This window comes from Aquimarina macrocephali JAMB N27 (assembly GCF_000520995.1).
Classification (GTDB): Bacteria; Bacteroidota; Bacteroidia; order Flavobacteriales; family Flavobacteriaceae; genus Aquimarina; species Aquimarina macrocephali.
In genome coordinates, this window is sequence record NZ_JACA01000003.1 from 423,124 (window position 1) to 448,860 (window position 25,737).

24 protein-coding genes, 1 tRNA gene and 1 pseudogene are annotated in these 25,737 nt (G+C 32.4%); 18 read left to right on the forward strand and 8 right to left on the reverse strand.

Annotated elements, in window-relative coordinates; all coding sequences use genetic code 11:
- Window positions 1-50 precede the first annotated feature (50 nt).
- The 12 genes from Z054_RS0104985 to Z054_RS0105040 all read left to right on the forward strand — a co-directional run bounded on the left by Z054_RS0104985 (window position 51) and on the right by Z054_RS0105040 (window position 10,702).
- Window positions 51-419 (forward strand): cupredoxin domain-containing protein, encoded by a 369-nt coding sequence (locus Z054_RS0104985; protein ID WP_024768981.1) that lies wholly within the window; start codon window positions 51-53, stop codon window positions 417-419.
- 87 nt (window positions 420-506) lie between these two features.
- A complete protein-coding gene (locus Z054_RS0104990) occupies window positions 507-1,232 on the forward strand; it encodes a hypothetical protein (RefSeq protein WP_024768982.1) in 726 nt (241 codons plus the stop codon).
- 217 nt (window positions 1,233-1,449) lie between these two features.
- Entirely contained in the window at window positions 1,450-2,718 is a 1,269-nt protein-coding gene (gene kynU, locus Z054_RS0104995; RefSeq protein WP_024768983.1) for a kynureninase, read from the forward strand.
- Complete coding sequence (locus tag Z054_RS0105000; protein WP_024768984.1) at window positions 2,718-4,115, forward strand: FAD-dependent oxidoreductase; 1,398 nt, start codon at window positions 2,718-2,720, stop codon at window positions 4,113-4,115. The genes kynU and Z054_RS0105000 overlap by 1 nt, the downstream gene beginning before the upstream one ends.
- A gap of 98 nt (window positions 4,116-4,213) precedes the next feature.
- Window positions 4,214-4,630 carry a RidA family protein gene (locus tag Z054_RS0105005; RefSeq protein ID WP_024768985.1) on the forward strand — a complete coding sequence of 139 codons (417 nt, stop codon included), beginning with the start codon at window positions 4,214-4,216 and terminating at the stop codon, window positions 4,628-4,630.
- Between the two features lie 33 nt (window positions 4,631-4,663).
- On the forward strand, window positions 4,664-5,431 hold the full coding sequence (locus Z054_RS0105010; protein WP_024768986.1) for an IclR family transcriptional regulator: 768 nt from the start codon (window positions 4,664-4,666) through the stop codon (window positions 5,429-5,431).
- Between the two features lie 18 nt (window positions 5,432-5,449).
- On the forward strand, window positions 5,450-6,892 hold the full coding sequence (locus Z054_RS0105015) for an aldehyde dehydrogenase (protein ID WP_024768987.1): 1,443 nt from the start codon (window positions 5,450-5,452) through the stop codon (window positions 6,890-6,892).
- A gap of 31 nt (window positions 6,893-6,923) precedes the next feature.
- Window positions 6,924-7,703 carry an SDR family oxidoreductase gene (locus tag Z054_RS0105020; RefSeq protein WP_024768988.1) on the forward strand — a complete coding sequence of 260 codons (780 nt, stop codon included), beginning with the start codon at window positions 6,924-6,926 and terminating at the stop codon, window positions 7,701-7,703.
- Window positions 7,704-7,835: 132 nt separating this feature from the next.
- Window positions 7,836-8,366, forward strand: coding sequence for a 3-hydroxyanthranilate 3,4-dioxygenase (locus tag Z054_RS0105025; protein WP_024768989.1), 531 nt, complete (start codon window positions 7,836-7,838; stop codon window positions 8,364-8,366).
- A 45-nt stretch (window positions 8,367-8,411) separates the two neighbouring features.
- Entirely contained in the window at window positions 8,412-9,494 is a 1,083-nt protein-coding gene (locus tag Z054_RS0105030; protein ID WP_084050098.1) for an amidohydrolase family protein, read from the forward strand.
- A 192-nt stretch (window positions 9,495-9,686) separates the two neighbouring features.
- The gene (locus Z054_RS0105035; protein WP_024768991.1) at window positions 9,687-9,893 is read left to right on the forward strand and encodes a hypothetical protein; all 207 of its coding nucleotides are present in this window, start codon (window positions 9,687-9,689) and stop codon (window positions 9,891-9,893) included.
- 167 nt (window positions 9,894-10,060) lie between these two features.
- Window positions 10,061-10,702: an O-methyltransferase gene (locus Z054_RS0105040; protein ID WP_024768992.1), complete on the forward strand. Its 642-nt coding sequence runs from the start codon at window positions 10,061-10,063 to the stop codon at window positions 10,700-10,702.
- A 64-nt stretch (window positions 10,703-10,766) separates the two neighbouring features.
- On the opposite strand, the gene Z054_RS0105045 is transcribed toward Z054_RS0105040, so the two are convergent.
- The 7 genes from Z054_RS0105045 to Z054_RS0105075 form a co-directional block, all read right to left on the reverse strand.
- A complete protein-coding gene (locus Z054_RS0105045; RefSeq protein ID WP_024768993.1) occupies window positions 10,767-12,266 on the reverse strand; it encodes a S8 family peptidase in 1,500 nt (499 codons plus the stop codon).
- 346 nt (window positions 12,267-12,612) lie between these two features.
- Window positions 12,613-12,906: a Sec-independent protein translocase subunit TatA/TatB gene (locus Z054_RS0105050; RefSeq protein WP_024768994.1), complete on the reverse strand. Its 294-nt coding sequence runs from the start codon at window positions 12,904-12,906 to the stop codon at window positions 12,613-12,615.
- 89 nt (window positions 12,907-12,995) lie between these two features.
- On the reverse strand, window positions 12,996-15,305 hold the full coding sequence (locus tag Z054_RS0105055; RefSeq protein WP_024768995.1) for a M1 family metallopeptidase: 2,310 nt from the start codon (window positions 15,303-15,305) through the stop codon (window positions 12,996-12,998).
- A gap of 64 nt (window positions 15,306-15,369) precedes the next feature.
- Window positions 15,370-15,882 carry a DUF6702 family protein gene (locus Z054_RS0105060; RefSeq protein ID WP_241461387.1) on the reverse strand — a complete coding sequence of 171 codons (513 nt, stop codon included), beginning with the start codon at window positions 15,880-15,882 and terminating at the stop codon, window positions 15,370-15,372.
- A 138-nt stretch (window positions 15,883-16,020) separates the two neighbouring features.
- A complete protein-coding gene (locus tag Z054_RS0105065) occupies window positions 16,021-16,716 on the reverse strand; it encodes a peptidase associated/transthyretin-like domain-containing protein (RefSeq protein WP_024768997.1) in 696 nt (231 codons plus the stop codon).
- Window positions 16,717-16,886: 170 nt separating this feature from the next.
- Window positions 16,887-17,669 carry a peptidase associated/transthyretin-like domain-containing protein gene (locus Z054_RS0105070; protein ID WP_024768998.1) on the reverse strand — a complete coding sequence of 261 codons (783 nt, stop codon included), beginning with the start codon at window positions 17,667-17,669 and terminating at the stop codon, window positions 16,887-16,889.
- A 74-nt stretch (window positions 17,670-17,743) separates the two neighbouring features.
- Window positions 17,744-18,532, reverse strand: coding sequence for a hypothetical protein (locus Z054_RS0105075; RefSeq protein ID WP_035090557.1), 789 nt, complete (start codon window positions 18,530-18,532; stop codon window positions 17,744-17,746).
- 103 nt (window positions 18,533-18,635) lie between these two features.
- Between Z054_RS0105075 and pepE the strand changes: the two genes are divergently transcribed.
- The 5 genes from pepE to Z054_RS0105100 all read left to right on the forward strand — a co-directional run bounded on the left by pepE (window position 18,636) and on the right by Z054_RS0105100 (window position 24,345).
- Entirely contained in the window at window positions 18,636-19,343 is a 708-nt protein-coding gene (gene pepE / locus Z054_RS0105080; RefSeq protein WP_024769000.1) for a dipeptidase PepE, read from the forward strand.
- Between the two features lie 10 nt (window positions 19,344-19,353).
- On the forward strand, window positions 19,354-20,268 hold the full coding sequence (locus Z054_RS0105085; RefSeq protein WP_024769001.1) for a glutaminase: 915 nt from the start codon (window positions 19,354-19,356) through the stop codon (window positions 20,266-20,268).
- A 236-nt stretch (window positions 20,269-20,504) separates the two neighbouring features.
- Entirely contained in the window at window positions 20,505-22,469 is a 1,965-nt protein-coding gene (locus Z054_RS0105090; protein ID WP_024769002.1) for a tetratricopeptide repeat protein, read from the forward strand.
- 25 nt (window positions 22,470-22,494) lie between these two features.
- Complete coding sequence (locus Z054_RS0105095; protein WP_024769003.1) at window positions 22,495-23,598, forward strand: glycosyltransferase family 2 protein; 1,104 nt, start codon at window positions 22,495-22,497, stop codon at window positions 23,596-23,598.
- Window positions 23,599-23,715: 117 nt separating this feature from the next.
- A complete protein-coding gene (locus tag Z054_RS0105100) occupies window positions 23,716-24,345 on the forward strand; it encodes a class I SAM-dependent methyltransferase (RefSeq protein ID WP_024769004.1) in 630 nt (209 codons plus the stop codon).
- A 587-nt stretch (window positions 24,346-24,932) separates the two neighbouring features.
- Here Z054_RS0105100 and Z054_RS0105105 read toward each other — a convergent pair.
- Window positions 24,933-25,005, reverse strand: a tRNA-Gly gene (locus Z054_RS0105105).
- A gap of 298 nt (window positions 25,006-25,303) precedes the next feature.
- On the opposite strand from Z054_RS0105105, the pseudogene Z054_RS32080 reads away from it, so the two are divergent.
- A pseudogene (locus Z054_RS32080) lies at window positions 25,304-25,737 on the forward strand (hypothetical protein); the annotation flags it as partial.

The following is a 25,737-nucleotide window of genomic DNA, read 5'->3' on the forward strand; positions in this document are numbered from 1 at the left end:
AGGTTTTAAAAAATAATTTCAAAAACAATTTAAATATAAAAATCAAAATCATGAAAAAGTTAATTACCGTATTCTCATTTATTTTAGCAATCACATTTAGCGCTCAAGCACAAAAAGTAAAAAATGTTTCTTTAGAGCAAACTAAAGGAGAATTCACTCAAAAAGAAATAAAACTATCAGAAGGAAGCTACGTATTCAATATTACCAACAACAATGCGGGAACAGATGTTGGATTTGTATTAGTTCCAGAAGGAAAGGATGCTTCTAATGCCGAAAATCACATCAAAACAGCATATGTAACTAAAGTAGTAGCCGAAGGAAAAACCGAAAGCTCACAAACAGTTGCATTACAAAAAGGAACCTATAAATATTTTTGTCCTTTAAATAAAACCCCTCAATATACTTTAGTTGTAGAATAGTTCTCTATATCTTTTTAAAACCTAAAACCTTGTTAATCTCGATTAGCAAGGTTTTTCTTTTTATATTTTAGCCAAAAATAACCCACAATGAAAAAAGTCTTAGTAGTACTATCATTCATCTTATTATGTGTCGCATGTAACACCAGTACTAAAAAAGAAAATAAATACGAAGAGGATATAGAAGTAAGAGACCCAAAGCCTGTGGTAGACAACAATCAAAAGAAAATACCAACAACAGCAGAAGCAATTGCTAATGCAAACGGATTACAGCATTGGGACAAGGTAAAAGAAATTAAATTTACCTTTAATGTTGATCGAGACAGCACTCATTATGATAGATCATGGAGTTGGAAACCAAAAAATGATATGGTAACCCTAACCTCTGAGCAAGATACTATAACCTACAACAGAACTCAATTAGATAGTATTTCTATTAAAGCAGACCAAAGGTTCATTAATGACAAATATTGGTTATTAGCTCCTTTCAATCTTGTTTGGGATACCGCAAGTTTTACTTCAAAACATGAAGTAAAAGCCATCGCTCCTATAAGTAATATCGAAATGCAAAAATTAACCATCGTGTATAAAAACAATGGAGGATATACTCCCGGAGACGCTTATGACTTTTATTTTGAAGGAGATTTTAGCATCAAAGAATGGGTGTTTAGAAAAAGTAATCAATCAGAACCTTCTATGATTACTTCCTGGGAAGATTATCAGAATTTTAATGGTATTAAAATTGCCAAAACCCATAAACTACGCGAAGGAAACCGAAAGCTTTATTTCACGGGGATTGAAGTAATTACCGAGTAAAACTGTAAGCAAGCACCATAGACCTTTAAAACCATTTATATTACTTTCTTATACATCTTCTCAAGATTTATTTAGAATGTAACTAATGCTATTGTATTAACACATATTATTTCTTCTAATTTGATCTTCTAAATATCAAAATTTAGTTTATTGCTTCTAGTGTCATTTTATTTTTGTAAATTAGTGAAACACTGTTTCAATTATTAAAACACTTAAAATGACCATAGCATCAAAAGCTAGTTTAGAATACGCAAAAGAGCTTGATCAAAAAGACAAAATAGCACAGTACAGAGATCAATTTCATATTCCAAAAGATGATAACGGAAAAGATTGGATATACATGTGCGGTAATTCTTTGGGGTTGCAACCAAAAACTACGCAAAAATACATTCAGCAAGAACTTGAGGATTGGGCAAATTTTGGTGTAGAAGGTCATTTTGAAGCCAAAAATCCTTGGATGCCTTATCACGAGTTTTTAACAGATACCATGGCAAAAGTGGTCGGTGCAAAACCTCTTGAAGTAGTTATCATGAATACGTTAACTACCAATTTACATTTGTTAATGGTATCTTTTTATCAACCTGATAAAACTAAATATAAAATTGTAATAGAAAGTGATGCATTTCCTTCAGATCGTTATGCTGTAGAGTCTCAATTACGATTTCATGGTTTTGATCCTAAAGAAGGACTAATAGAATGGAAACCACGTTCTGGGGAAGAATTACTGAGATTAGAGGATTTAGAAACTATTCTCGATCAACAAGGTGACGAAATTGCTTTATTATTAATTGGAGGCGTAAATTATTATACTGGTCAATATTTGGACCTCAAGAAAATTGCTGATCTAGGACATGCCAAAAACTGTATGGTTGGTATTGATCTGGCACATGGTGTTGGTAATATTCAACCAGAGTTACATGATTCTGGAGTCGATTTTGCTGCATGGTGCACTTACAAATATTTAAACTCTGGCCCTGGCAGTTTGGGAGGATTATTTGTTCATGAAAAGCATGCATATAATAAAGACTTAAAACGTTTTGCTGGCTGGTGGAGTCACAATAAAAACACTCGTTTCAACATGCGTCAGGAATTTGATGTTATGCCCGGTGCAGAAGGTTATCAATTAAGCAACCCTCCTATTTTATCTATGGCAGCGATTAAAGCCTCTCTAGATATTTTTAATGAGGTAGGAATGGTTGCTTTAAGAGAAAAGTCTAAAGCACTAACAGCATATTTCGAATTTTTAATTAATGAGATGGATACCGATAGAATCAAAATCATTACTCCTGCCAATCCAGAAGAAAGGGGATGTCAATTATCTATACAGGTTAAGAATGCAGATAAAAGCCTACATCAAAAACTTACAGATCATCATATTATTACAGATTGGCGAGAACCTGATGTTATTCGTTGCGCTCCAACGCCACTATACAATAGCTTTGAAGATGTATACAGGATGACCGAAATATTAAAAACATTAGTATGATGCAAAAAGAAGAAAACATACTTATTATCGGTGCAGGCCTATGTGGTTCTCTCCTGGCATTAAGAATGGCACAAAGAGGATATCATGTAACTGTTTATGAAAGCAGACCTGATTTAAGAACTACCGATATATCTGCAGGTCGTTCTATCAACCTCGCATTATCCGATCGAGGGTTAAAAGCCATGAAAATGGTTGGTATTGAAGATAAAGTAACTCCGTTTTGCATTCCTATGTATGGTAGATTAATTCACGATATTGAAGGAAATACATTTGCCTCTAACTATTCTGGAAGAAAAGGAAAATACATCAATTCTATTTCTAGAGGAGGTTTAAACGGGTTGCTGCTAACTGAAGCAGAAAAATACGAGAATGTAACTATACATTTTAACAAAAAATGCACTGGTGTCGACATCGAAAATACAGTTGCAAAATTTAAATGTTACACTACCAAAGAAAAATTTGAAGTACATGCAGATATTATCTTTGGTGCAGATGGTGCAGGTTCTGCTCTTAGAAAGAGTTATTATCTCGAGAAAAAGTTTCTGTTTAGCTACTCTCAGAATTACCTGACACATGGATATAAAGAATTAGAAATTCCTGCAGGTAAAATCGGGAATCATCAAATAAGCAAAGATCATTTACATATCTGGCCCCGTGGCGAATATATGCTTATTGCCTTACCAAATTTAGATGGTAGTTTCACAGTTACATTATTCTTGTCTTACGATGAAGGGGAGTACAATTTCAATAATTTAACGAGTATTGAAAAGGTGACAGAGTTTTTTAAAGTACAATTCCCAGATGCTCTAGACTTAATTCCAGATATTGATCAAGAGTTTTTTAACAACCCTACAGGAGCGCTAGGTACTGTAAAATGCTCCCCATGGTACTATAAAGGAAAAACATTACTAATTGGAGATGCCGCTCATGCAATTGTACCATTTTATGGTCAGGGTATGAATGCTTCTTTTGAAGACGTAGTCGTTTTTGATGAAATTTTGGAACAACACAAAGGAGACTGGGATGCTACTTTTAAAACATATCAGAAAGCAAGAAAAGAAGATACAGATGCCATTGCAGATTTAGCAATCGATAATTATTTCGAGATGCGTGATCATGTAGCTAATCCCCTATTTAAAGAAAAAAGAAAACTGGAAATGGATTTAGAGAAAACATTTCCAGATACATATTTCTCAAAATATTCTATGGTCACTTTTGATAAAAACATAGGATACGCCAGAGCTATGAAAATTGGCAGAGCGCAGGATAAAGCTTTACTAAATCTAATTGCAGATAGTGAAATTGATATATCAAAAGATTTAAAAAACATATTTGATCAGGTACAACAAGAAACCAGTGAAATACTTGAAGAAGATAAAATTGCTGGATTAAAATAGATAAGAAAACCTAAGATTTCTAAATTAAAAATGAATACGTAATAAATGAAAATTATAGATTCTCAATACTCAATACTAACATTTCAACGCTATTAACCATGAACAAAGGAAAATTAATACAAGGTAAAGCCACTCCTAGAGGCAAGTTTCCGCATGTAAAACGTGTTGGTGATTTTATATTTGTTTCAGGGACAAGTTCCAGAAGACCTGACAATTCCTTCGAAGGCGTAGAAGTAGATGAGTTTGGAACGACAAATCTAAATATCAAAGTACAAACAAAAGCTGTTCTTGAAAATATTAATGATATTTTAAAAGAAGAAGGTGCTAATCTAAAAGATATTGTTGATGTCACTTCTTTTTTAGTCAATATGAACGATTTTGGAGGTTATAATGAGGTCTATGCTCAATATTTTGATTATGACGGGCCAACAAGAACAACCGTAGCTGTGCATCAATTGCCGCATCCTCATTTATTGATAGAAATAAAGGTAGTTGCCTATAAAAAACAAAACTAAATAGTTTGTAATCTCAAAAAAATCAAGGTAATCATGAGTAATGCCATAGATAAAAAAATTCTAAATACTTCTGTTGAAAAAGCGTTCAATATTCTAGACTGCTTTTCAACAGATACAATAGAATTGGGTGTTACCGAAATTGCTAAGCTAATGCACACCAATAAAAGTGCAGTATACAGGATGTTAGCAACTATGGAAGCCCTTAATGTAATTCAACAGAATACAGAAAATGGAAAGTATAGATTGGGGCTTAAATTATTCGAATTAGGGCAAAAAGTAAGCATCAATAAAAATTTTATATCCAAGGCAAGGCCATTCATGGAAGAATTAGTAAAGCGTGCTGGCGAGACCGCTCATTTAGCTATTCATAAAAATCAAAAAGTATATTTCTTAGATAAAGTTGTAGGAAGACACGATTTACAAATCAACTCACAAATTGGCACAGAAAGGCCACTGCATTGTACTGGATTAGGAAAAATTATGCTCGCGTTTGTAGAGCACGATTATAAAAAAATCATTAAAAATCTTGATTTAGAATCAGTCACTAAAAACACAATAACGGATAAACAAAAATTAATCACCGAAGTGGAAAACATTAAAAGTAATGGTTTTGCTTTGGACCTGGAAGAAAATGAAATAGGATTAGTATGTGTCGCCGTTCCTGTTTTTAATACTAAAGGAAAGTTTATTGCCGCAATAAGTACTTCTGGTCCTTCGGCTAGATTTAATGAAAATGAAATTCAAACCTATACAGGAGATTTAAAACAAACGGCTGAGCAGTTAAAGTACATTTTCAGTTAATTAAAAAATTGAGAACGCATGAAAAAAATTAAAAACTATATCAATGGGGAGTTCAAAGCTCCTATACAAGACCAATGGCTAGATAATTACAATCCATCTACTGGTGATATATATAGTTTAATTCCTAACTCTTCGGCTGCAGATGTACAGCTCGCTTATGAAGCTGCCGCACAAGCATTTCCTACTTGGTCAGAAACCCCATTACAACAACGCAGCGAAACCTTAGCCAGGATAGCCTCGTTGATAACAGAAAATTTGGATCAACTTGCCCAAGCAGAAGCTATAGATAATGGTAAACCTTTAAGTCTATCTACCAGTGTAGATATCCCAAGAGCATCTTCAAACTTTCAATTTTTTGCTAATGCAATTACTCAATTTGCAAGTGAAGCGCATGAGAGCACAGGTTTAAATGCTATTAATTTTACCCTAAGACAATCTATAGGTGTAGTTAGTTGTATTTCTCCATGGAATTTACCGCTCTATTTATTTACCTGGAAAATTGCTCCTGCCCTAGCTGCTGGTAATACGGTAGTAGCCAAACCTAGTGAAATCACACCAATGACAGCCTATTTACTAGGTGACATTTGTACTAAAGCCGGACTACCAAATGGTGTTTTAAACATTGTTCATGGTTTAGGAAATACTACAGGACAGGCTATAATAGAACATCCAAACATTAAAGCTATATCATTTACCGGAGGAACAGCAACAGGTGCACATATTGCCAGAACCGCCGCTCCTATGTTTAAAAAACTATCCCTGGAATTAGGAGGTAAAAATCCAAATTTGATTTTTGCAGACTGTGACTATGACAAAATGCTTAGTACAACAATAAGATCATCATTTGCCAATCAAGGACAAATATGCCTCTGCGGTTCTCGAATATTTATTGAACGAACTATTTATGATAAGTTTAAAACAGATTTTATAGCAAAAACCAAAGCATTAAAAGTTGGCGCTCCACTTGATCCCGAAACGAACTTAGGGGCATTAGTTTCAAAATCACATCTGGAAAAAGTAAAATCATATATCGATATCGCAAAAGAAGAAGGAGGCACTATTCTTTGTGGCGGTAATTATGTAACGGTAAATGGTTATGAAAAAGGGTACTATTTACAACCCACTATTATCGAAGTCAACTCTACAGATTGCAGATTGGCTCAAGAAGAAATTTTTGGACCTGTTGTTACAATCATGCCATTTGACACCGATGATGAAGCTCTGGCCATGGCAAATGATATACGCTACGGATTATCCTGTACAATTTGGACAAATAACTTAAACAGAAGTATGCATTTGGCAAAACATATACAAGCTGGTATTGTTTGGATAAATACATGGATGATGCGTGATTTACGTACTGCATTTGGAGGTACTAAAGACTCTGGTGTTGGTAGAGAAGGCGGATTTGAGGCCTTAAGGTTTTTTACCGAACCTAAAAACGTTTGTATACAATATTAAAGAATAATATAAATTTTAAAAAACATCCATAATGAATCTAGGTCTAACTCATAAAAACGCATTAGTTTGTGGGAGTACTCAAGGTATAGGAAAAGCATCTGCTAAACAATTAGCCGAATTAGGAGCTAATATTACCTTAGTTGCCAGAAATGAGGAAAAGCTTCAAAACGTTCTAACAGAATTAGCAACAGATCAGGGGCAATCGCATAATTATATCGTAGCAGATTTTCAGAATCCTGAAAGCTTACAACAAAAAATTTCTGCTACAGAACAGGTTTTTCATATTTTAGTAAATAACACTGGCGGGCCGGCTGGAGGACCAGTATTTAATGCCTCTATAGAAGAATTTGAGCGCGCCTTTACCCAGCATCTAAAATGCAATCATATCTTGGCACAAACCGTAGTGCCAGGAATGAAAAAAGAAGGATATGGAAGAATAATTAACATTATTTCAACCTCTGTAAAACAACCATTGAATGGATTGGGTGTTTCTAATACTATTCGCGGTGCAGTTGCAAACTGGTCTAAAACATTAGCAAATGAACTAGGTGTATTTGGAATTACGGTAAATAACGTATTACCCGGTGCTACAGCAACAGAACGACTAAATGAAATTATTAATAACAAAGCAACAAAATTAGGTAAATCAATAGAAGAAGCTTCTAATAGCATGAAGAATGAAATACCAGCAAAACGATTTGCCAAACCACAAGAAATAGCATATGCCATAGCATTCTTGGCATCTGAAGCTGCATCTTATATCAACGGAATAAACCTTCCTGTTGATGGAGGGAGGACAAAGTCCTTATAGTTAACTATTTGTTATTACTAAATACCGATCATAATAATTAAATTTAATACAAAATACTAATCAACAGTGTGGATTGTAATGATAGTATTAGCCCTATTGAGTAAAACAACACATATAAATTAAAACAAGCATATGAGCAATCTAGTTTCACCGTTAAATTTTAAAGCCTGGATAGACGAACATCGCCATTTACTAAAACCTCCTGTTGGCAATAAATGTGTATGGAAAGATGGAGATTTTATTGTAATGGTTGTTGGAGGGCCAAATAATAGAAAAGATTATCATTATAATGAGACGCCAGAGTTTTTCTACCAAGTAGAAGGAGATATGGTGTTAAAAATAATAGATAATGGTGAACCTAAAGATGTTCATATCAAAGAAGGTGATATTTATCTATTACCTCCCAAAGTTCCGCATTCTCCACAACGAGGAGCAAACACAGTAGGTTTGGTAATTGAATATCCTCGAGAAGAAAAAATGATGGATGCTCTGGAGTGGTATTGTGAAAATTGCAACACACAACTATATAGAGAAAAATTTGCATTGGATAATATAGAAACTGATATGCCTGTAATTTTTGATAAATATTATAGTGATAAAACAAAATGCACTTGTTCTAATTGCGGAAGTGTAATGGATGCTCCAAAAAAGAAAAAACAATAATCGATTAAAAAGATCCCTGTATAAATAACAGGAATAACATCTATAATGAAAAGAAAACTTCGCATAAACGGTCATTCACATTTACTTCCATACCCAGAAGAGATTCCTCAGTTCATGAAAGACAAAGAGATCTTTTGGGTAGATGACGAACGTAAGTACATGTTACAAAAAGGATGGAAACGCCCGGTTACTCATTCTAGTTTTTTCTTAAATGAAAAATTAGAATGGATGGAGCAAAATAAAATTGATCATGCAGTAGTATTAAACCTTTCTCAATTATATGGTAACGGTTTACGTCTAGAAGAAATGAAGCATGCATTACGGTTTCAAAATGATTTTAATGCTCACGTACAGAGCGATCATCCAGATAAGTTCTCCTGTGGTTTTGTAATACATCCCGGGTTCATTAACGGAGCACTATGGGAAATGGAGCGTTGTGTAGAAGAATTAGGAATGCATGTACTATGTCTACCAACCCACTTTATGGATTCTATTGGGCAGTGGCGATGTATTTTTGATGAAGAAAATGATCCGATTTTTGAGCTAGCAGATAAGTATAAATTGGCTATAGAAGTTCACCCCTATGATGGTGATAAAATGATTAAATTAGAAAATGTTTCCTGGCGTTTTCATTTAGTATGGATGCTTGCACAATGTGGTGACGCTTATCATTTTTATACTCTTAACGGAATGCAAAGTCGTTATCCCAACATAAGAACTTGCTTCGCACATGGAGGGCAATTAGCACAAATGAATCTAGGAAGACGTATTCAAGGATTTGACGGAAGACCAGACTTGTTTGAAGGGAAACAACATCCTCGAAAAGCTGTGGGACATCCTAACATATATTTTGACACTCTAGTACATGACACAGATTCATTAAAACTAACTGTAGACCGACAAGGTAGTAATCAAGTAATTATGGGGTTAGACGATCCTTATCCATTGGGAGAAATGGAAAGTGCACCTCAATCATCCTACCCTGGGAAAATACTGGATTTAGCACTGGATCGTAATATTATAACTCCACAAGAATATGATGACATCTGGGAAGATAATGTCCTACGTTGGTTATTTGGTGATAATGAAAAAGCAAAACAAGATTTAATTGATAAAATTTTGAAATAAAGTTATTCAAAAAACACATCATTTGCATTTTGTAACAACAAAGTGAAAAATAAACATTAAATACTGTAAATCTGATTGTTACACAGGTTCTGGTATACTAATTTTAGAAAAATACCGTTATTTTCATGAAGTAAAGACATAAGCCTTGAATGTCTATAATAGCTCAAGGAAAAAATCTTAAAACCTTTTCACATGAAAAAAGAACTTTTAAAATTAGCAGGAGCAAAACAATTAGCTAAAGAAACTCAAAAAACTATTCTTGGAGGTAAACCAAAACCAGCTTCAGATTGTGGAGGTCGCGGCGATATCGAATGTTGTGGTGATGGACCAGGGCAATGCGGATCAGACCCTCACTGTAGTGGAGGTATGTTAAGTGGTGGTCGTTGCGTTTGCTTCTAAACTAATTAGTAATACCATATACATAAGGCAAAACAATTTGTTAAAACATACAAATTGTTTTGCCTTTCGTGTATAACTAGTATTTAAGTAATCAAATAAATACTAGCTTTTTCAATTTAACAAGAGATCTCATCTTAATTTTCTAGATTTGCAAAAAAGCGAATCATATGCATTTTATTCCCGAAGAACTGGATACTTACGTAGTAGATCATACTCAAAAAGAACCAGAATTACTACAACAACTAAATCGTGAAACGTATCAAAAAATATTACAGCCCAGAATGCTTAGTGGTCCCTATCAAGGACGTGTTCTGAGTATGTTATCCAAACTTATTCACCCAAAAAACATATTAGAAATAGGAACGTATACAGGGTATTCTGCTATATGTCTGGCTGAAGGAATTCAAAAAGATGGAGAATTACACACCATTGACATTAATGAGGAATTAGAAGATTTTCAAAGAAAATATTTTGATCTTTCTGATCATGGAAAACAAATTCATCAACATATTGGTGATGCTACTGAAATTATTCCAAATCTGGATATGAAATTTGATCTGGTATTTATAGATGCCGATAAACCTAATTATCCTACTTATTTTGAATTGATTATTAATAAAATGAATTCTGGTGGTGTAATTTTATCTGACAATGTATTGTGGAATGGTAAAGTAATCGAAAAAGTTGATGATGAAGATATTTCGACAAAAGCACTTTTAAAATACAATACCCTTTTAATTGAAGATAAACGAATAGAAACTGTATTATTACCCATTCGAGATGGGTTAACGATTAGCAGAGTGTTATAATTTTAAATAAAACAAAGTGGAAAATAAATAATTTCCACTTTGTTTTATTTAAAATTTATTTATGTTATTGAACTGCTTTTAAGGCATCAATATTACCGTATCCAAATTTACTATTCCGATTAGGGTAAAATTCTCCCGCTCTCTTTAACTTATCAAGCACTTGAGCTCTAGTCATATTAGGATTACGTGCCCATACTAAAGCAGCAATTCCTGCTGTGGTAGCTGTCGCTACAGAAGATCCTCCTACATAAGTTTGTGTTCCTGTATTAAATCCTATAACAGGCACATTTCTACTTGCATCTCCAGCTCTTTCCATTACAATGGTAAAATCAATTTTACTTCCATCATGGCAGATATTACAACGATTATATCCATTATCCTTTATTCCAGTAACAGCTACTGTTTCAGACATGCTTGCGGGAAAAATAACTCCGTACCAATTTGTAAACGTAGTAGATGTTCCGCCTGCAGCAACAATCATTTTACCCTTGCCGTAAGCATACCTTACAGCATCTTTTACATTACCAATAGACCAGGGATATCCAACAGACATAGAAATAATCTTAACATCTCCCCTATTTCCTAACGCTTTTAAAGCATTACTAACTCCTTTTCGTTCATGATAATCATTTAATACTACATCTTCTGTCCCTCTATAGGCAACCAGATTACAGTTATATGCTACACCTACAGGCATAAAATCATTGTTACGTGGTGATGCTATTGCTGATGCCATTGAAGTACCATGCCCACATTTATCATTTGGGCCATCCAGATTATTAGACCACCACCATGGAGAATCGATAAAAGTACCATATCGTTGTACAAACCTTCCATTAGAGGCTCCATCATTAAATCCACCACCAAGTAAATTTTGACTTGCAGAAATTCCTGTATCAATCAAACCAACAGTTATACCTGCCCCCGTACTATAATTCCAGGCCTGTGGTACTTTATGAATATCAAAATTCCAAGGTAATCGTGCATTGGGTGAAATTACTCTATAATCCCCGCTATTTATAGATTGTCCACTTTTACTACATCCTGCAGATTTCTGTTGGTTTGAATTATCTTCTTGTAGGTAAAAGCCATAACCAATTGGGTCTAAGTAACGAATTTGATCTGCCTTTTGTAAAGCTTTTATGGTCTCTAAACTAGTAACTTTCACATCGGTTACATTAAGTATTTCATCGGCTGATATTACAGAGCTAGATTTACTCGCTCCTTCTTTAGACTGTATAATATTATATACATTTTCCCTAGCTTCATTTAATCTTGGTGATCTTTGGATAGAGAAGCTTTCATCTTTTTCTCCAAAACCAACACTTAAAACTTCTCCGCCATGCACTACAGCGCTCCAAAGTACAGCCGAGGGTGCTTTCATCCAGTTTACATCGCCATTTTGTTTTAATTCGCCTTCGATGTACGAATTAACTTCTGGTACAGAAAGTAATTTTTGAGATTCAGAAACTTCTGAATTTGGTTCTACAATTTCATTAGGATTTTCTTTAGAGCAAGAAAATGCAAGAATTAGTCCTAAAGCTAGAAGAGTAATCTTTTTCATTTTTAGAATAAGTTTTAAGAGTTTGTGTGTAAAAAGTTGATAGATGACAATTTTGTAAAAATTACAAATAATTATCATTTTAATAATTTCAAAGCTAATGTATTAAATTATATTTAAATATTTAGCAATTAAATTATCATATAATCAGAAAAAAGATCAATATTATGCTTGCATAAGACTAAAAAAAGCTACTAAAGCCTTGTAACAAGTCAGTGTTCACGGGGAGTTTAATCGTTTGCTATTAAAAATAAAAATGTTTTAAAAAAATATTCACTTTTTTGAATATTAATTAGAATTTACAAGGAGAAATAAACAAAAAAATACATTTATGAAAGGATATCGCAATTTAGAATTTGCGTTTTATTGGACCAGTAACTTTATCAATATCATCTTTTACCTGGTCGATCTCCTTTTTTATATCAGACGTAATAGAAGTAGGAATATCGGTATCAATACCATGCTTTTCTGCACTTTTGGTAATCTCGGTTTTGATATCATTGGTAGCGTCTTTAACTATGCGCATTCCTTTACCTAATCCCCGTGCAATCTCAGGAATCTTATCTGCACCAAAAACCATTACCAATATAAAAACAATAAAGGCTATCTCGGTTCCGCTAATAAATAAAGGTAAGGTTGTCATAACACTGCAAATATAATCAATATTGTGTAAAAAAGCCATCCCAAAAAGATTTCGGGACGGCTTTTATTTATCTTTTGTAAAAGAACGGATTACTGCCCTTTTACTTTATTTTTGAATTGCTCAAATTTCCCTAGCTTCTTTTTTTGAGGCCAACTATTATTAGAGGTATCAATATCTGCCGTCTCTTGTTTAGGGTCAACCACTATCTTAGAAATCGCTTTCTCAGAAGCCACTGCTCTTTTTACCTCAACATCATTTTTTCTCCAAATTTCTGCAGGATATGTTATTGTTTCTTTTGTTCCATCTTCGTATGTATATTCTACGATCAATGGCATTACAAGTCCACCTGGCTTCTCAAAGGTTATCTCATAGAAAAATTTAGGCTGCTTAAGTTTTTCACGTTCTTTAATAGAAAAATTATCCATTAGATATGCCTTTAATGTTTTAGCATCACTAATAATATTTCCATTCTTTTTAATCGTTTCATATTCTTCGCTTCCCTCTTTAACCATATATACAAGTGGTCCTAGGTCTTCTACTTTAGCACCTACCGATGCTGCATATTCTTTTACCTTTTCATTTGGTTCTTTAGAAACTACATATTTCTTCACTTCTCTCACCCCGATATCGGTATAGTCTGTAGTATAGAACCATCCTCTCCAAAACCAATCTAAATCAACAGCAGAGGCATCTTCCATAGTTCTAAAAAAGTCTTCTGGTGTTGGGTGTTTAAACATCCATCGCTGAGAATACGTTCTAAATGAATAATCAAAAAGATCTCTCCCCATTACGGTTTCTCTTAGAATATTTAGACCCGTTGCTGGTTTTGAGTAAGCATTAGGACCAAATTGATGAATATTATTAGATTGAGACATAATTGGAGATAGGAAATTTTGATTTCCACTCATGTAAGGCACAATCTTTTTTGCTGGTCCACGACGAGATGGATATTTTTTGTCTTTTCCTAATGCTTTTGGATACCATTCTCCAAAATCTTGTTCGGCAACATATTGTACAAAAGTATTAAGACCTTCATCCATCCAAGTCCATTGACGTTCATCACTATTAACAATCATCGGAAAAAAGTTATGGCCAACTTCGTGAATAATCACACTCATCATTCCATATTTTACACGATCGCTATAGCTACCATCAGGTTTTGGTCTTCCGTAATTCCAGCAAATCATAGGATATTCCATACCTTGATTTTTTGCATGTACAGAGATTGCCTTGTGATAAGGATAATCAAAAGTCATTCGGCTATAAGATTTCAATGTACTGGCAACCACTTTTGTAGACCAATCTTCCCAAAGAGGGTTTCCTTCTTTAGGGTACATCGATACTGCCATTATATCTCTTCCTCCAATTTTAACTGCCATCATATCCCAAATAAACCTCCTGGAAGTAGCAAACCCAAAATCACGAACATTTTCGGCTTTTAGTTTCCATGTTTTCTTATTTTCAGAAAATGTTTTTTCTTTTGCTATAGCTTCTTTTTGAGTTACAATAACAACTGGCTTATTGTATGATTTCTTTGCTGCTTCATAGCGGCTCATCATATCTTTTGTAAATACTTCTTTTCTATTTACTAATACTCCGGTTCCATCTAAAATATGATCTGCAGGAACGGTAATATTCACATCGAAGTTACCAAATGGTAATGCAAACTCTCCTCTACCCCAAAACTGGTGGTTTTGCCATCCTTCTACATCATTATATACTGCCATACGAGGATAAAACTGAGCGATAACATATGCTCTGTTTCCATCTTCGAATTCTTCATATCCAGATCTACCTCTACCATTTACGTGATCATTAATATTATACCACCAATCAATTGAGAACACAAATTTCTCACCAGATGCCAAATCTTTAGGCATCTCTACACGCATCATAGTTCTATTGATTGTATATTTAAGTGGGTTTCCATTACTATCTTTTACGGCTGTAATATTAAATCCACCATCAAAAGGCTCTGCAAGATATTTTGTTAAAAAACCACCTGGTGTGGTTGCTGGATCAACTCCATTTGCCTGAATTAAAGGAGTTTTAGAGTCCTTAGCTCTCATATTCTGGTCTAATTGCACCCAAAGAAATTCTAAATTATCAGGTGAATTATTAGTATATGTAATGGTTTCTTTTCCAGAAAGTTTTTTGTTTTTATCATCAAGTTCAATATCCATTTTATAATCAGCTTGTTGCTGATAATATGCCGGACCTGGAGCTCCAGAACCTGTTCTGTACATATTCGGAGTTGCAAACTCGTCGTACATTTGTTTGAATTTGTTCTGATTAGTATGTCCTAATTCACGAACATTTTTAGCCTCTTCTTGATTTTGAGCATATGAAATACCTGATATCAAAAAAGTCACCGAAAGGACTAAAAGTATCTTTTTCATCGTAATGGTTTTGATTTTAGTGTTATGATTTCGCAAAGTAATTGTTTTTTAAAAGTTTACTGATTTATTCACTAAACTTTAACATCCCTAAGTCTTTTTCTTTTTCAAGGATAAGGCTTTTACGTTGATTTCCTTTTTTAACATGAACAATATTCTGTTGTTCTTCAAAAAGATCCATCAAAACTTGATTTGTGATTTCTATAGTATGTAAAGAAGTAACATTTTCTATTTCCAGATAGCAAATGATAAGATCGTCCTCATATTCTTTTCCCAAAAATGTAAAAGAGACTTTTTCCCCATTCACTACAAATTGTAGTTTCTGATTAAGATATATCGTTAAATTTTTATCTACTCCGGGGCTTTCTTCATCTTTATCCAGATTAGTAGATTCATCGTATCGTACTTTTAGAAGTTCTTCTATATCATCAACAAAAACTCTGGAAACAATCTGCAATGACTGTTGTTTTTCATTGTAATCCACCTGTGTTACACTTACATAAAATTTATGTGCTGTTTTAAAAGAACTTAACGAAACAGACATCACAAAAAGAAAGAGCAGTAAGATTTTATTCATCATCTAAAATTTGTAAAGCGTTAAATGTAATTAATTTTAATGTTATGCATTAAAAAATTATGCCAAACTTCGAATCATTAGAAATAAAGAGTTAAAATCTGTTCTCATATTAGTAAAACTTAGTTATCTCCAGAAATATGTTCATTGTTTGTTCACCACAAATTCTTTTCGCTTATCCGAGAATATCCTTAATACAACATTGTGATTTTCTTTACTAAATTCATATTGAATAGCACTCGTCTGAATACAGAATAATAAAAAATCATATATTTTCTCTTTGGGAAGTTTGTATACCGAGGATAAAAATTGTTTTCCATAAAAATCCTGAATAACCTCTAAGCTATTATTTTCTTTATCTAATTTTCTTGTTGTTTTTAAGGTTTTATAATATCCAGATAGATTTTTATAAGTTGCTTCAATATCTAGTCGAAATCCTATACCATAAAACATAATAGCTTTATTCATTGGTATAATTTCCTCCATCTGAATTCCGTCATAAACCGGTATTCCAACATCCTCAGGACTAAACAATTCTTCGGTCTTTATATCGTTAATATCGACATTCAAATTACCTGATAATTGTACTCCTACAATTACTTCATCTAATTCATTAAGGTTTTCTTTTAGCGTAAAACTAAATTCTTTATTGTCATACATATTTTTATTTACTACAATAACCTTTAGATCATATTGAACAGATGAAATAACAAATACATCTCCAATAGCTCCTTCTATAAAGAAAACTCCTTCTTTGTTTGTAATAGTAAATAGATTGGCTGTTTTATTAATTATATGAATTCCTTCTGAACTATCATTTCCTATTACCCCCTTTATCATTTTTCTTTGGCAGAAAACAGAAAGAAAGAAGAAATGAAATAAAATTATAGTTAAATATTTTTTCTGCACTTATAGTTGTTAAAATTCACTATTAAAGACAAACTATATCCAATCATGTTGCATTCATATAATTTTTTAGAAATCAAACTTTAGGCCATAACAAAAAGTAACTAATCCAGCTCTTTGTGTTCTTTATAAGATTTTGCCTTTGTCTGAAAAAACTCTAACAGTGTTAACCTTTTAGAGTTCTCAAGAAGGTTTTTAAAATATTCATCTTTTGCGCAGTAATACATAAAATCTGTTATTAAATCTTCTGGTAATTGTAGTGCTTCTACAAAGAAGGTAGTATTAAAAGTCGTTTCTCCTCTTTGTACTACTGCATCAAGATCTTCTAATGCTTTGATTCTCTTTAGTTTTTTTAATTTTCCGCTTAGATAATTAATGGGCCTATCAATTATCCCACTTCTTGCTGTATAGATTCTTCTTTCGGCTTTTGTTGGCTGTGGTTTATCGCTAAATGGAAGACCTAATGTTCTATTATCTACAAAAGGTTGTAATTCTACAACACCTACATCTTTATCGAGGTTACCAGAAAGCTCTGTAGTACTTATCTTCACTTGTTCTAATTGTTGCACTATAGGGTATAATACAATTGTAATCTTTTTGTCCTCAAGCTGATCCTGCTTAACTATAATTGATTGTATTTGATATTGAACAGAAGAAAAAACAATCGAATCTCCAGGACTTGCAGGTATTTCAAAAAATCCCTGCTCATCATTTGTTGCACCAATTTCTTTAGTAAAATTTACAATATTAATGGCGTACCCTTGTAGGGAATCGGCAACGATTTTTCCTTGAAGTTTTTCAGATTGACCAAAAGTTTGCAATGAAATAATAAAGAGTAGAAATGGTATAAGTTTTATCATATAAATATCATCAGGAATGATCTTCATTATCCCATATAAAGATCTTCTCTACCAAAGACGATATAACTACAATAAAATTACAAAAGCCTATTTAGCCTCACCTATTTCTTATGATAAAGCTTACTTTGATATGCTAAAAATTGCAAAAGATCCAGTTCCTTTCCTGATTCAAAGTACTTTGTGTTTAAGCCATTTTCTTCAGCAAAAAAGATAAAATCATTAATTTGATCTATTTCTACTGCTAGATAATCTTTAAAAAACTCATCATTATATAAATCTCTAACCTTAACATCAATATCGGAAGAGTGCTTTTTCTTTTTGGAGGTTTTCTTAGTATTATAAACCAACTTAAAAAGGTTAACAAAATTTAACCCATTAATCATTCTATCTTCTAAGAACACTTTATTTTCTAATGGAGATAACTCATCTGGTCTAAAATCATAATCGGTATCATTAATCCTCGAAGACGTCTCTTCTGCTACATCTCCTATCCCACTTTGACTAAATCCTATTTTTTTTACATCTACAGATACATTTCCTACTAAGTCATAAGGGGTTACCACAACTTCTTCCAATTGGTTTACAGATTCGTTAAGAAAAACATTTAATCTTTTAGTATCTACAATCCCTTTATCTACCAGTATCACAAAATTCTGATATTGCATAGCTACAACTTCTATGCGATCATTAATTCCTGCCCCTATTTTAAATTTTCCATCTTTGGTCGTAATAGTACCTTTATTGGTACTGCGATTATAAACTACTACACCTTCTACATCATCTCCAATGGGCGCACTAATTTTTCCATTGATCATAACTCTTGAGGTAATTTGGGCAATAGAGGTACTAATTATAAAACAAACAAAAAGAACAGATAACTTTATCTTCATAACAAACGAGGTTAATTTTATTTTTTAAGATACTACATTTTTTTATTTTCACAGAAGATTTCTAGATAAGAAAACGTTAAACTACTTTTATAAAAAAAATCTAATGACAAACTGTATAATTGCAAGTACATCTACACTTCACGGAAGTGAAGCTTTGGCATATTTACAAGACACCTTACTAGACTTATACTCAGGTATTGAGGAAATTCTTTTTATACCATATGCTCGTCCGGGAGGAATTTCTCACGATGAATATACTATCGGTATTAATAATATTTTTAAAAAAATAAATAAGAGAATAGTTAGCATACACATGTTCCCTAATCCTAAAGAAGCTATAAAAAATGCTAAAGGTATCTATACCGGAGGCGGAAATACATTTCTATTGGTGGATCAATTATACCGAAATGGAGTTATAGAACCATTAAAAGAAGCTGTTCTTTCTGGAGTACCTTATTTAGGAACAAGTGCAGGAAGTAACATTTGTGGTCTTAATATGAAAACTACAAATGATATGCCTATTGTTTACCCTCCAAACTTTGCCACATTAGGTATTGTACCATTTAATATTAATCCACATTATCTTGATCCTGATCCTAATTCGACACATAAAGGAGAAACCCGAGAAACTCGAATCAAAGAGTTTCATAATTTAAACCCACAACCTGTAGTGGGCATACGAGAAGGAAGTTGGCTGAAAGTCTATAACAATAAAATAACTCTGGAAGGTAGTTTAAGCGCTAGAATTTTTGAAAAAGGTAAAGAGCCTTACGAAATAGAAACAGGCAGCTCATTATCTGGATTAAACTAATAATCATACTGTGGATTACCAACAAATACTTAACGAAATAAGATCCGAGCTATCGTCTATTTCTTATACAGGAAAAGTAGCTTCATACATTCCTGAATTAGCAAAAATTAAACCTGATAAATTTGGGATGCATCTGCATTGCATTAATTCTGGTCATTATAACTTTGGAGATCATAATGAACGATTTTCTATTCAAAGTATATCAAAAGTATTTGCTTTAACTATGGCCATGTCATTATTAGATGATGAATTATTTAAACGTGTGGATGTCGAGCCTTCTGGAGATCCGTTTAATTCTTTAGTGCAATTAGAATATGAAAATGGGGTTCCCAGGAACCCATTCATTAATGCAGGCGCTCTTGTGATATGTGATGTTTTAATATCGTTATTAAAGGATCCAAAAAAAGATTTTCTCAATTTTATACATAAGATCACAGGCAATGCTGATATTGATATCAATCCAAAAGTTTTTCAATCCGAAAAAAAACATAGTTACCGTAATGCAGCAGTATTAAATCTAATGAAATCTTTTGGCAATATTAAAAATGATATCGAAACCGTCCTTGATTTCTATATCTACCAGTGTTCTATAGAAATGTCTTGTAAAGAGCTATCTACTGCATTTATGATATACGCCAACGGCGGAAAACGATTATTCGACAATGAACAAATCTTATCATCCAGAAAGGTTAAACGTATTAATGCGATAATGCAGACTTGTGGTTTTTATGATGAAGCCGGTGAGTTTAGTTATAGAGTAGGTTTACCTGGAAAAAGTGGTGTTGGCGGAGGAATTGTAGCAGTACACCCCGGGCAGTATACCGTAACGGTATGGAGTCCCCCATTAAACCCCAAAGGAAACTCAGAACTGGGGATGCATACCTTAGAACGATTAACTACTTTGACAGGGTTGTCTATTTTTTAAGAAAAATACTCATCTAAAATTATAGAAATGCTTTATTCTCTAATACTGGATTTAAATATTAATGTCATTACGTTGAATATCAAGATGCTCAAAAATAATTAGGTTCGTTTATATCAAAATAATATAAAACTATTATATTTAGTCCTAATTCCTTAAATTATATTAGCATTAATGAATTTAAGAGTACTGATACTAAAATAATTGCACCATAATTCTATATAATTCAAAAAAGGTACATGTTTGAAAATTTTACTTCAAAAAACTTTGAGTTCAAATCTTTAGCCATCATACTAATTGTCACTCTCTTGGTATACCTCAATCATTTTGACAATCCTTTTTTTTTCGATGACTATCATACAATTACCGAAAATGAATCTATACGCAACTTAGACAACTGGACAAGTTTTTTCTCAAATGCTGATACTTTTAGTTCTCTTCCTGCCAATAGATCATATAGACCTGTAATTACATTAATGAATGCAATTGACTATTCATTGGCAAATGGATTAAACCCGAAATATTATCACTACCATATCTTTTTTTGGTTTTTGGTTCTAATTATTTTAATGTTTCAGCTAACTAAACATATTTACGTAAAATCCATGGAAAAATATCGATGGATTGGAGTCACAGCACTTTTTGCAACTGCTTGGTTTGCGCTTCATACAGCAAATGCAGAAACCATAAACTATATTTGTGCACGTTCTGACTCTTTTTCTACGCTTTGTGTGGTGGCATCTCTACTCTTATACATACACCCTATAGGGAAGAAATGGCATCTATATTTATTAACCATGATTATTGGCATATGGACAAAACAAACAGGAGTAATATTTCTCCCTATACTTTTTGTGTATGTCCTTTTATTTGAAGAATACTCCCTAATTGACGAATTCAAAACTAAAACAAAAGAGAAAATTTTTAGAGCCTTAAAAAAAATCGCACCTACAGCAATTATTGGGACTTCTCTTTTTTTATTCAATCAATATTATTTAACACCAGAAGGCACAGTTTCAACGAACTATACAGTAACAAGATTTGAATACATTAGTACGCAATGTTATGTAATTATACACTATCTAGGCAATTTTATTCTTCCCATTAACCTTAGTGCAGATCCTGATATCACTATTATAAAACCTTGGTATGACATCAAAATACTTGCAGGGATATTGATCATTTTGGGGACGCTATTTTTAATGATAAAAACTAGTTTCAAAAAAGAGCTTAGGCCCATTTCCTTTGGTATTGCCTGGTTTTTTATTGCCTTATTGCCAACTTCATTAAACCCTCTATTTCAGACTGCAAACGACCATCGTATGTTCTTTCCTTTTATCGGTCTCTTTATTGCTGTCCCATGGGGAATATTAATCATTTTAAAAAAATATAATGTATTTGAAAAAGGCAAAAACTATATTATCGGCATAGCATCTATATTATTAATACTCCTTATTGGTCATACATATGGTACATTTCATAGGAATAAAATATGGAATTCTGAAGAATCATTGTGGTTAGATGTCACTATGAAAAGTCCAAAAAATGGAAGAGGACAAATGAATTATGGTTTAACTCAAATGGAAAAAGGCAAATTTGATGTTGCATTAGAATATTTTAACAAAGCAGACAAATTAATCCCCAAGTATTATATTTTGTATATCAATTTAGGTGTTGCACATGGAGCAAAAAAAGAGTACTCCACGGCAGAACATTATTTTAAGTCAGCAATACATCTAAATTCCAGCTCTCCAGCTCCAGAATATTATTATGGAAGATATCTTTCTGAACAAAAAAAATATAATGAAGCCGAAATATATTTAAAAAAGGCATTAATTAAAAGTCCAAATCATATTCTATCCAAGCAATTACTAAAACATATCGCAAATAAAGTTGTAACCTCTGAAAAAGAGATAAAACCCTTATTAGAAAAAATAAAAACAAATCCTGACATTGAATCTTATATTAATCTAAGTCTTATATATTATAGAAATGAAAAATATGAATTGGTAATTTCAACTTGCAAAGAAGTATTAAAAATAGATCCTAATAATGTCGCCGCCTACAACAATATCTGCTCTGCTTATAATCAAATGAAACAATGGAAACTTGGAGCCGAAGCATGTAAAAAAGCTTTAGAAATAGATCCAAAGCATCAATTAGCAAAAAACAATCTTAAGTGGGCAACAGATAATATCAACTAATTATCAGAATTAAAAAAAACAGACAATGCTAAACAACAAAACAATTGCTGTAGTAATTCCTTGCTACAATGAAGGGACACAAATATCAATGGTTATTGATAGCATGCCTGATTTTGTAGATCGTATTATAGTAATTGATGATGTCTCCAAAGACAATACTGTTGGGGTTGTTTTAGAATATTTAAAAAAGGATAACACCTCTCCTCTCAAACTGACCTCAAACTTAAAAAAAACGATTCTTCCAACCATATATAATCAAGCAGATAGAGAAGTACATCATAAAAATATAGAAGAAGCAAAAAAGTTTACTCCCATTGAAATTTTGAATGAGAATCCTGATGAGGAAAAAATCATTCTTATAAAACATATGAAAAACGGAGGTGTTGGAGCGTCTGTAGCAACTGGATATAAATGGTGTAAAGATCATGATATTGATTGTACTGTAGTTATGAATGGCGATGGACAGATGGACCCTAATGAACTTGAATCTATTTGTAATCCTGTTATTAATGAAGATATAGATTATGTAAAAGGAAATCGGTTAATTCATAAAAGTGCGTGGGTTATCATTCCCAGAATTCGATTCTTTGGAAACTCAATTCTAAGCATACTTACAAAAATTGTTTCGGGATATTGGGGAATATCAGATACCCAAAGTGGATATACCGCAATGTCTAATAGTGCTATAAATTCTATTCCATTATATAACATTTATAAAAGATACGGAATGCCAAATGATGTCTTGGTAAAACTTAATATAGCATTCTGTACCATAAGAGAGGTCAAAATAAAACCAGTATATGGAGTAGGTGAACAATCCAAGCTTAGCGTTATCAAAGTTACTTTTCCTATTTTGTTTCTATTGATAAGGTCTTTTTTTAAGAGACTAACAGTAAAATATTTATACAGAAGTTTCCATCCACTATTTTTATTATATTGGATAGCAATTATTATTGGAATAATCAATATGTATTTCCTATATCATTTATTAACAAACTTTTTCATTCCAGAGTCTAAAACTCCAACTGATTATTTAATCATTTTTATTTTCCTTACTATTTCAGGTTTCCAGTCGTTTTTATTCGCCATGTGGATGGATATTCAGGATAATGAACGACTATCTAAGTAGTTTGCTTTTTCGAACATTTTTTAATGAAATTTGTATAAATTAGATTCTATCCTATTCTAAGGAGATACAACGTATAAATTTTATTAACTACATTTAAATCTCAAAAAAAGAATAATTTTGAAAAAAATTGACCACTCAAAACTTAAAGCCACACCAGAAGCTGAAGATTTTTCAGGGAAATATGAAGACACAAACTTTATATCAAGGTATTTAGTTAATAGTTACTTCAATTCAGTTAAAAGGCTTTTAAAAAAATCAGAAGATATAAATTCAGCTCATGAAATTGGATGCGGAGAGGGAAGATCAACGATTAAACTAAACAAAATGATCTCTAATCTTACTGCCTCAGAATACGTAGATAATCTAATTGTAAAAGCAAAAAACAACAACCCTGATTTAAACATTTTTCAAGAAAGTGTTTATGAACTTACATACGATAACTCTAGTGTAGATATAGTTTTTTTGTTAGAAGTATTAGAACATCTGGATTATCCAGAAGCTGCACTGGACGAAATAAAAAGAATATCAAAAAAATATTTAATCTTAGGAGTTCCAAGAGAACCTTTGTGGTGTTTTTTAAACATCTGTAGATTCAAATACTGGAAAAGTTTTGGGAATACTCCGGGACATTTAAATCATTGGTCAAAAAAATCCATAATTAAATTAGTTGAAAAAAAATTCGGAAAAGTTATCGCTATAGAATCTCCCATTCCATGGACAATAGTTTTGGCTGAAAAATCAAATTAATAAAAAACACTCCAGAATTTTCTATAAAAATGTTTAAGATTGGCAGAATATTAAGCAAGAAAAATAAAGCATTAACTATCAGGTATATCTTTATTAGTCTATTAAGTTATGGTTTTGTTTTTTCAGGATTGATACTTCTGGTCAATTTTCTAAAAGTAAACAAGACTAAAGCATTTATAATAGTTTATGGAATTAATTATATATTTCTATACATAGTCCAATTAAGGTATTTATTTAAAACTAATCATAATACATATAAATTAATTCGATTTATTAGTTTCATTCTCTTTTTTTATTTATGTGCAAATTTCATGTACAATGTAGGGTTGAACTTAAATTTAAATTATTTAGTTTCCACTGCTTTCACTATTATTATTTTAATGCCCTTTAGAATAATCGTGTCAAAATTGTTTGTTTTCAAGAATTATTAAGTCAAACGTATTTTGTCGTATTTTCCAAACATATCTTATTAGAAATTCAATTCTCTAGCTAATACAACTTCATATATAGAAACAATGAAGTGAAAAAAGTTCATTCATAATATACTTAAACAAAAAAACCTTATCATAAATTACAGATAAGGTTAGAGCGGGAGACCAGGTTCGAACTGGCGACATTCAGCTTGGAAGGCTGACGCTCTACCAACTGAGCTACTCCCGCCTTACGCGGCGACAAATGTATTAGATTTCTTCTAAACTAAAAAACAAATAAATATTTTTTTTATGATAATTTCACGTTAAAATTTAACAAAAGTCAGTTGTAAATATTTTTTCGTGTGTATTTTGGCGATAAAAATTGTTTTTTGTCGAAAAAATCATATATTTGCCTAATTGATAACATTTTAAGATATTATCAATTTATATTTATGCCAAAAAAGAATAAAAGCTGTTTTAACCATATATAGATTACGGTTAAAGCGTAATTTATTTAAGCTTTAATTGTAAATAAAACGTAAAATATGAAGATAAAATCACCCCTCATAATCTTATTTTTATCTTTAGCAACTGCTCAGGCTCAGGTCAAAGTTGGTGATAACCCCAATCAAATAGATTCTTTTTCTATTTTAGAATTGGAAAGTACTAATAAGACATTCGTTCTCTCTAGAGTTACTACAACTCAAATGAATGCAATGACTCCTTTAAATGGAGGATTAGTCTATAATACAACTGTCAATTGCGTCTTTCAATATAACAATAATAGCTGGTCAAGTCTATGTACCGGCAATGATGATCAACAACTATCCTTTAATCCCACGACAAACATTTTAAGTTTGGAAGATGGAGGATCTGTTGATTTATCTTCTCTAATATCCGCAGGTCCCGTAGGACCGACTGGAGCAACCGGAGCGCAAGGAACAACAGGTGCTACTGGAGCAACTGGTGCGCAAGGAAC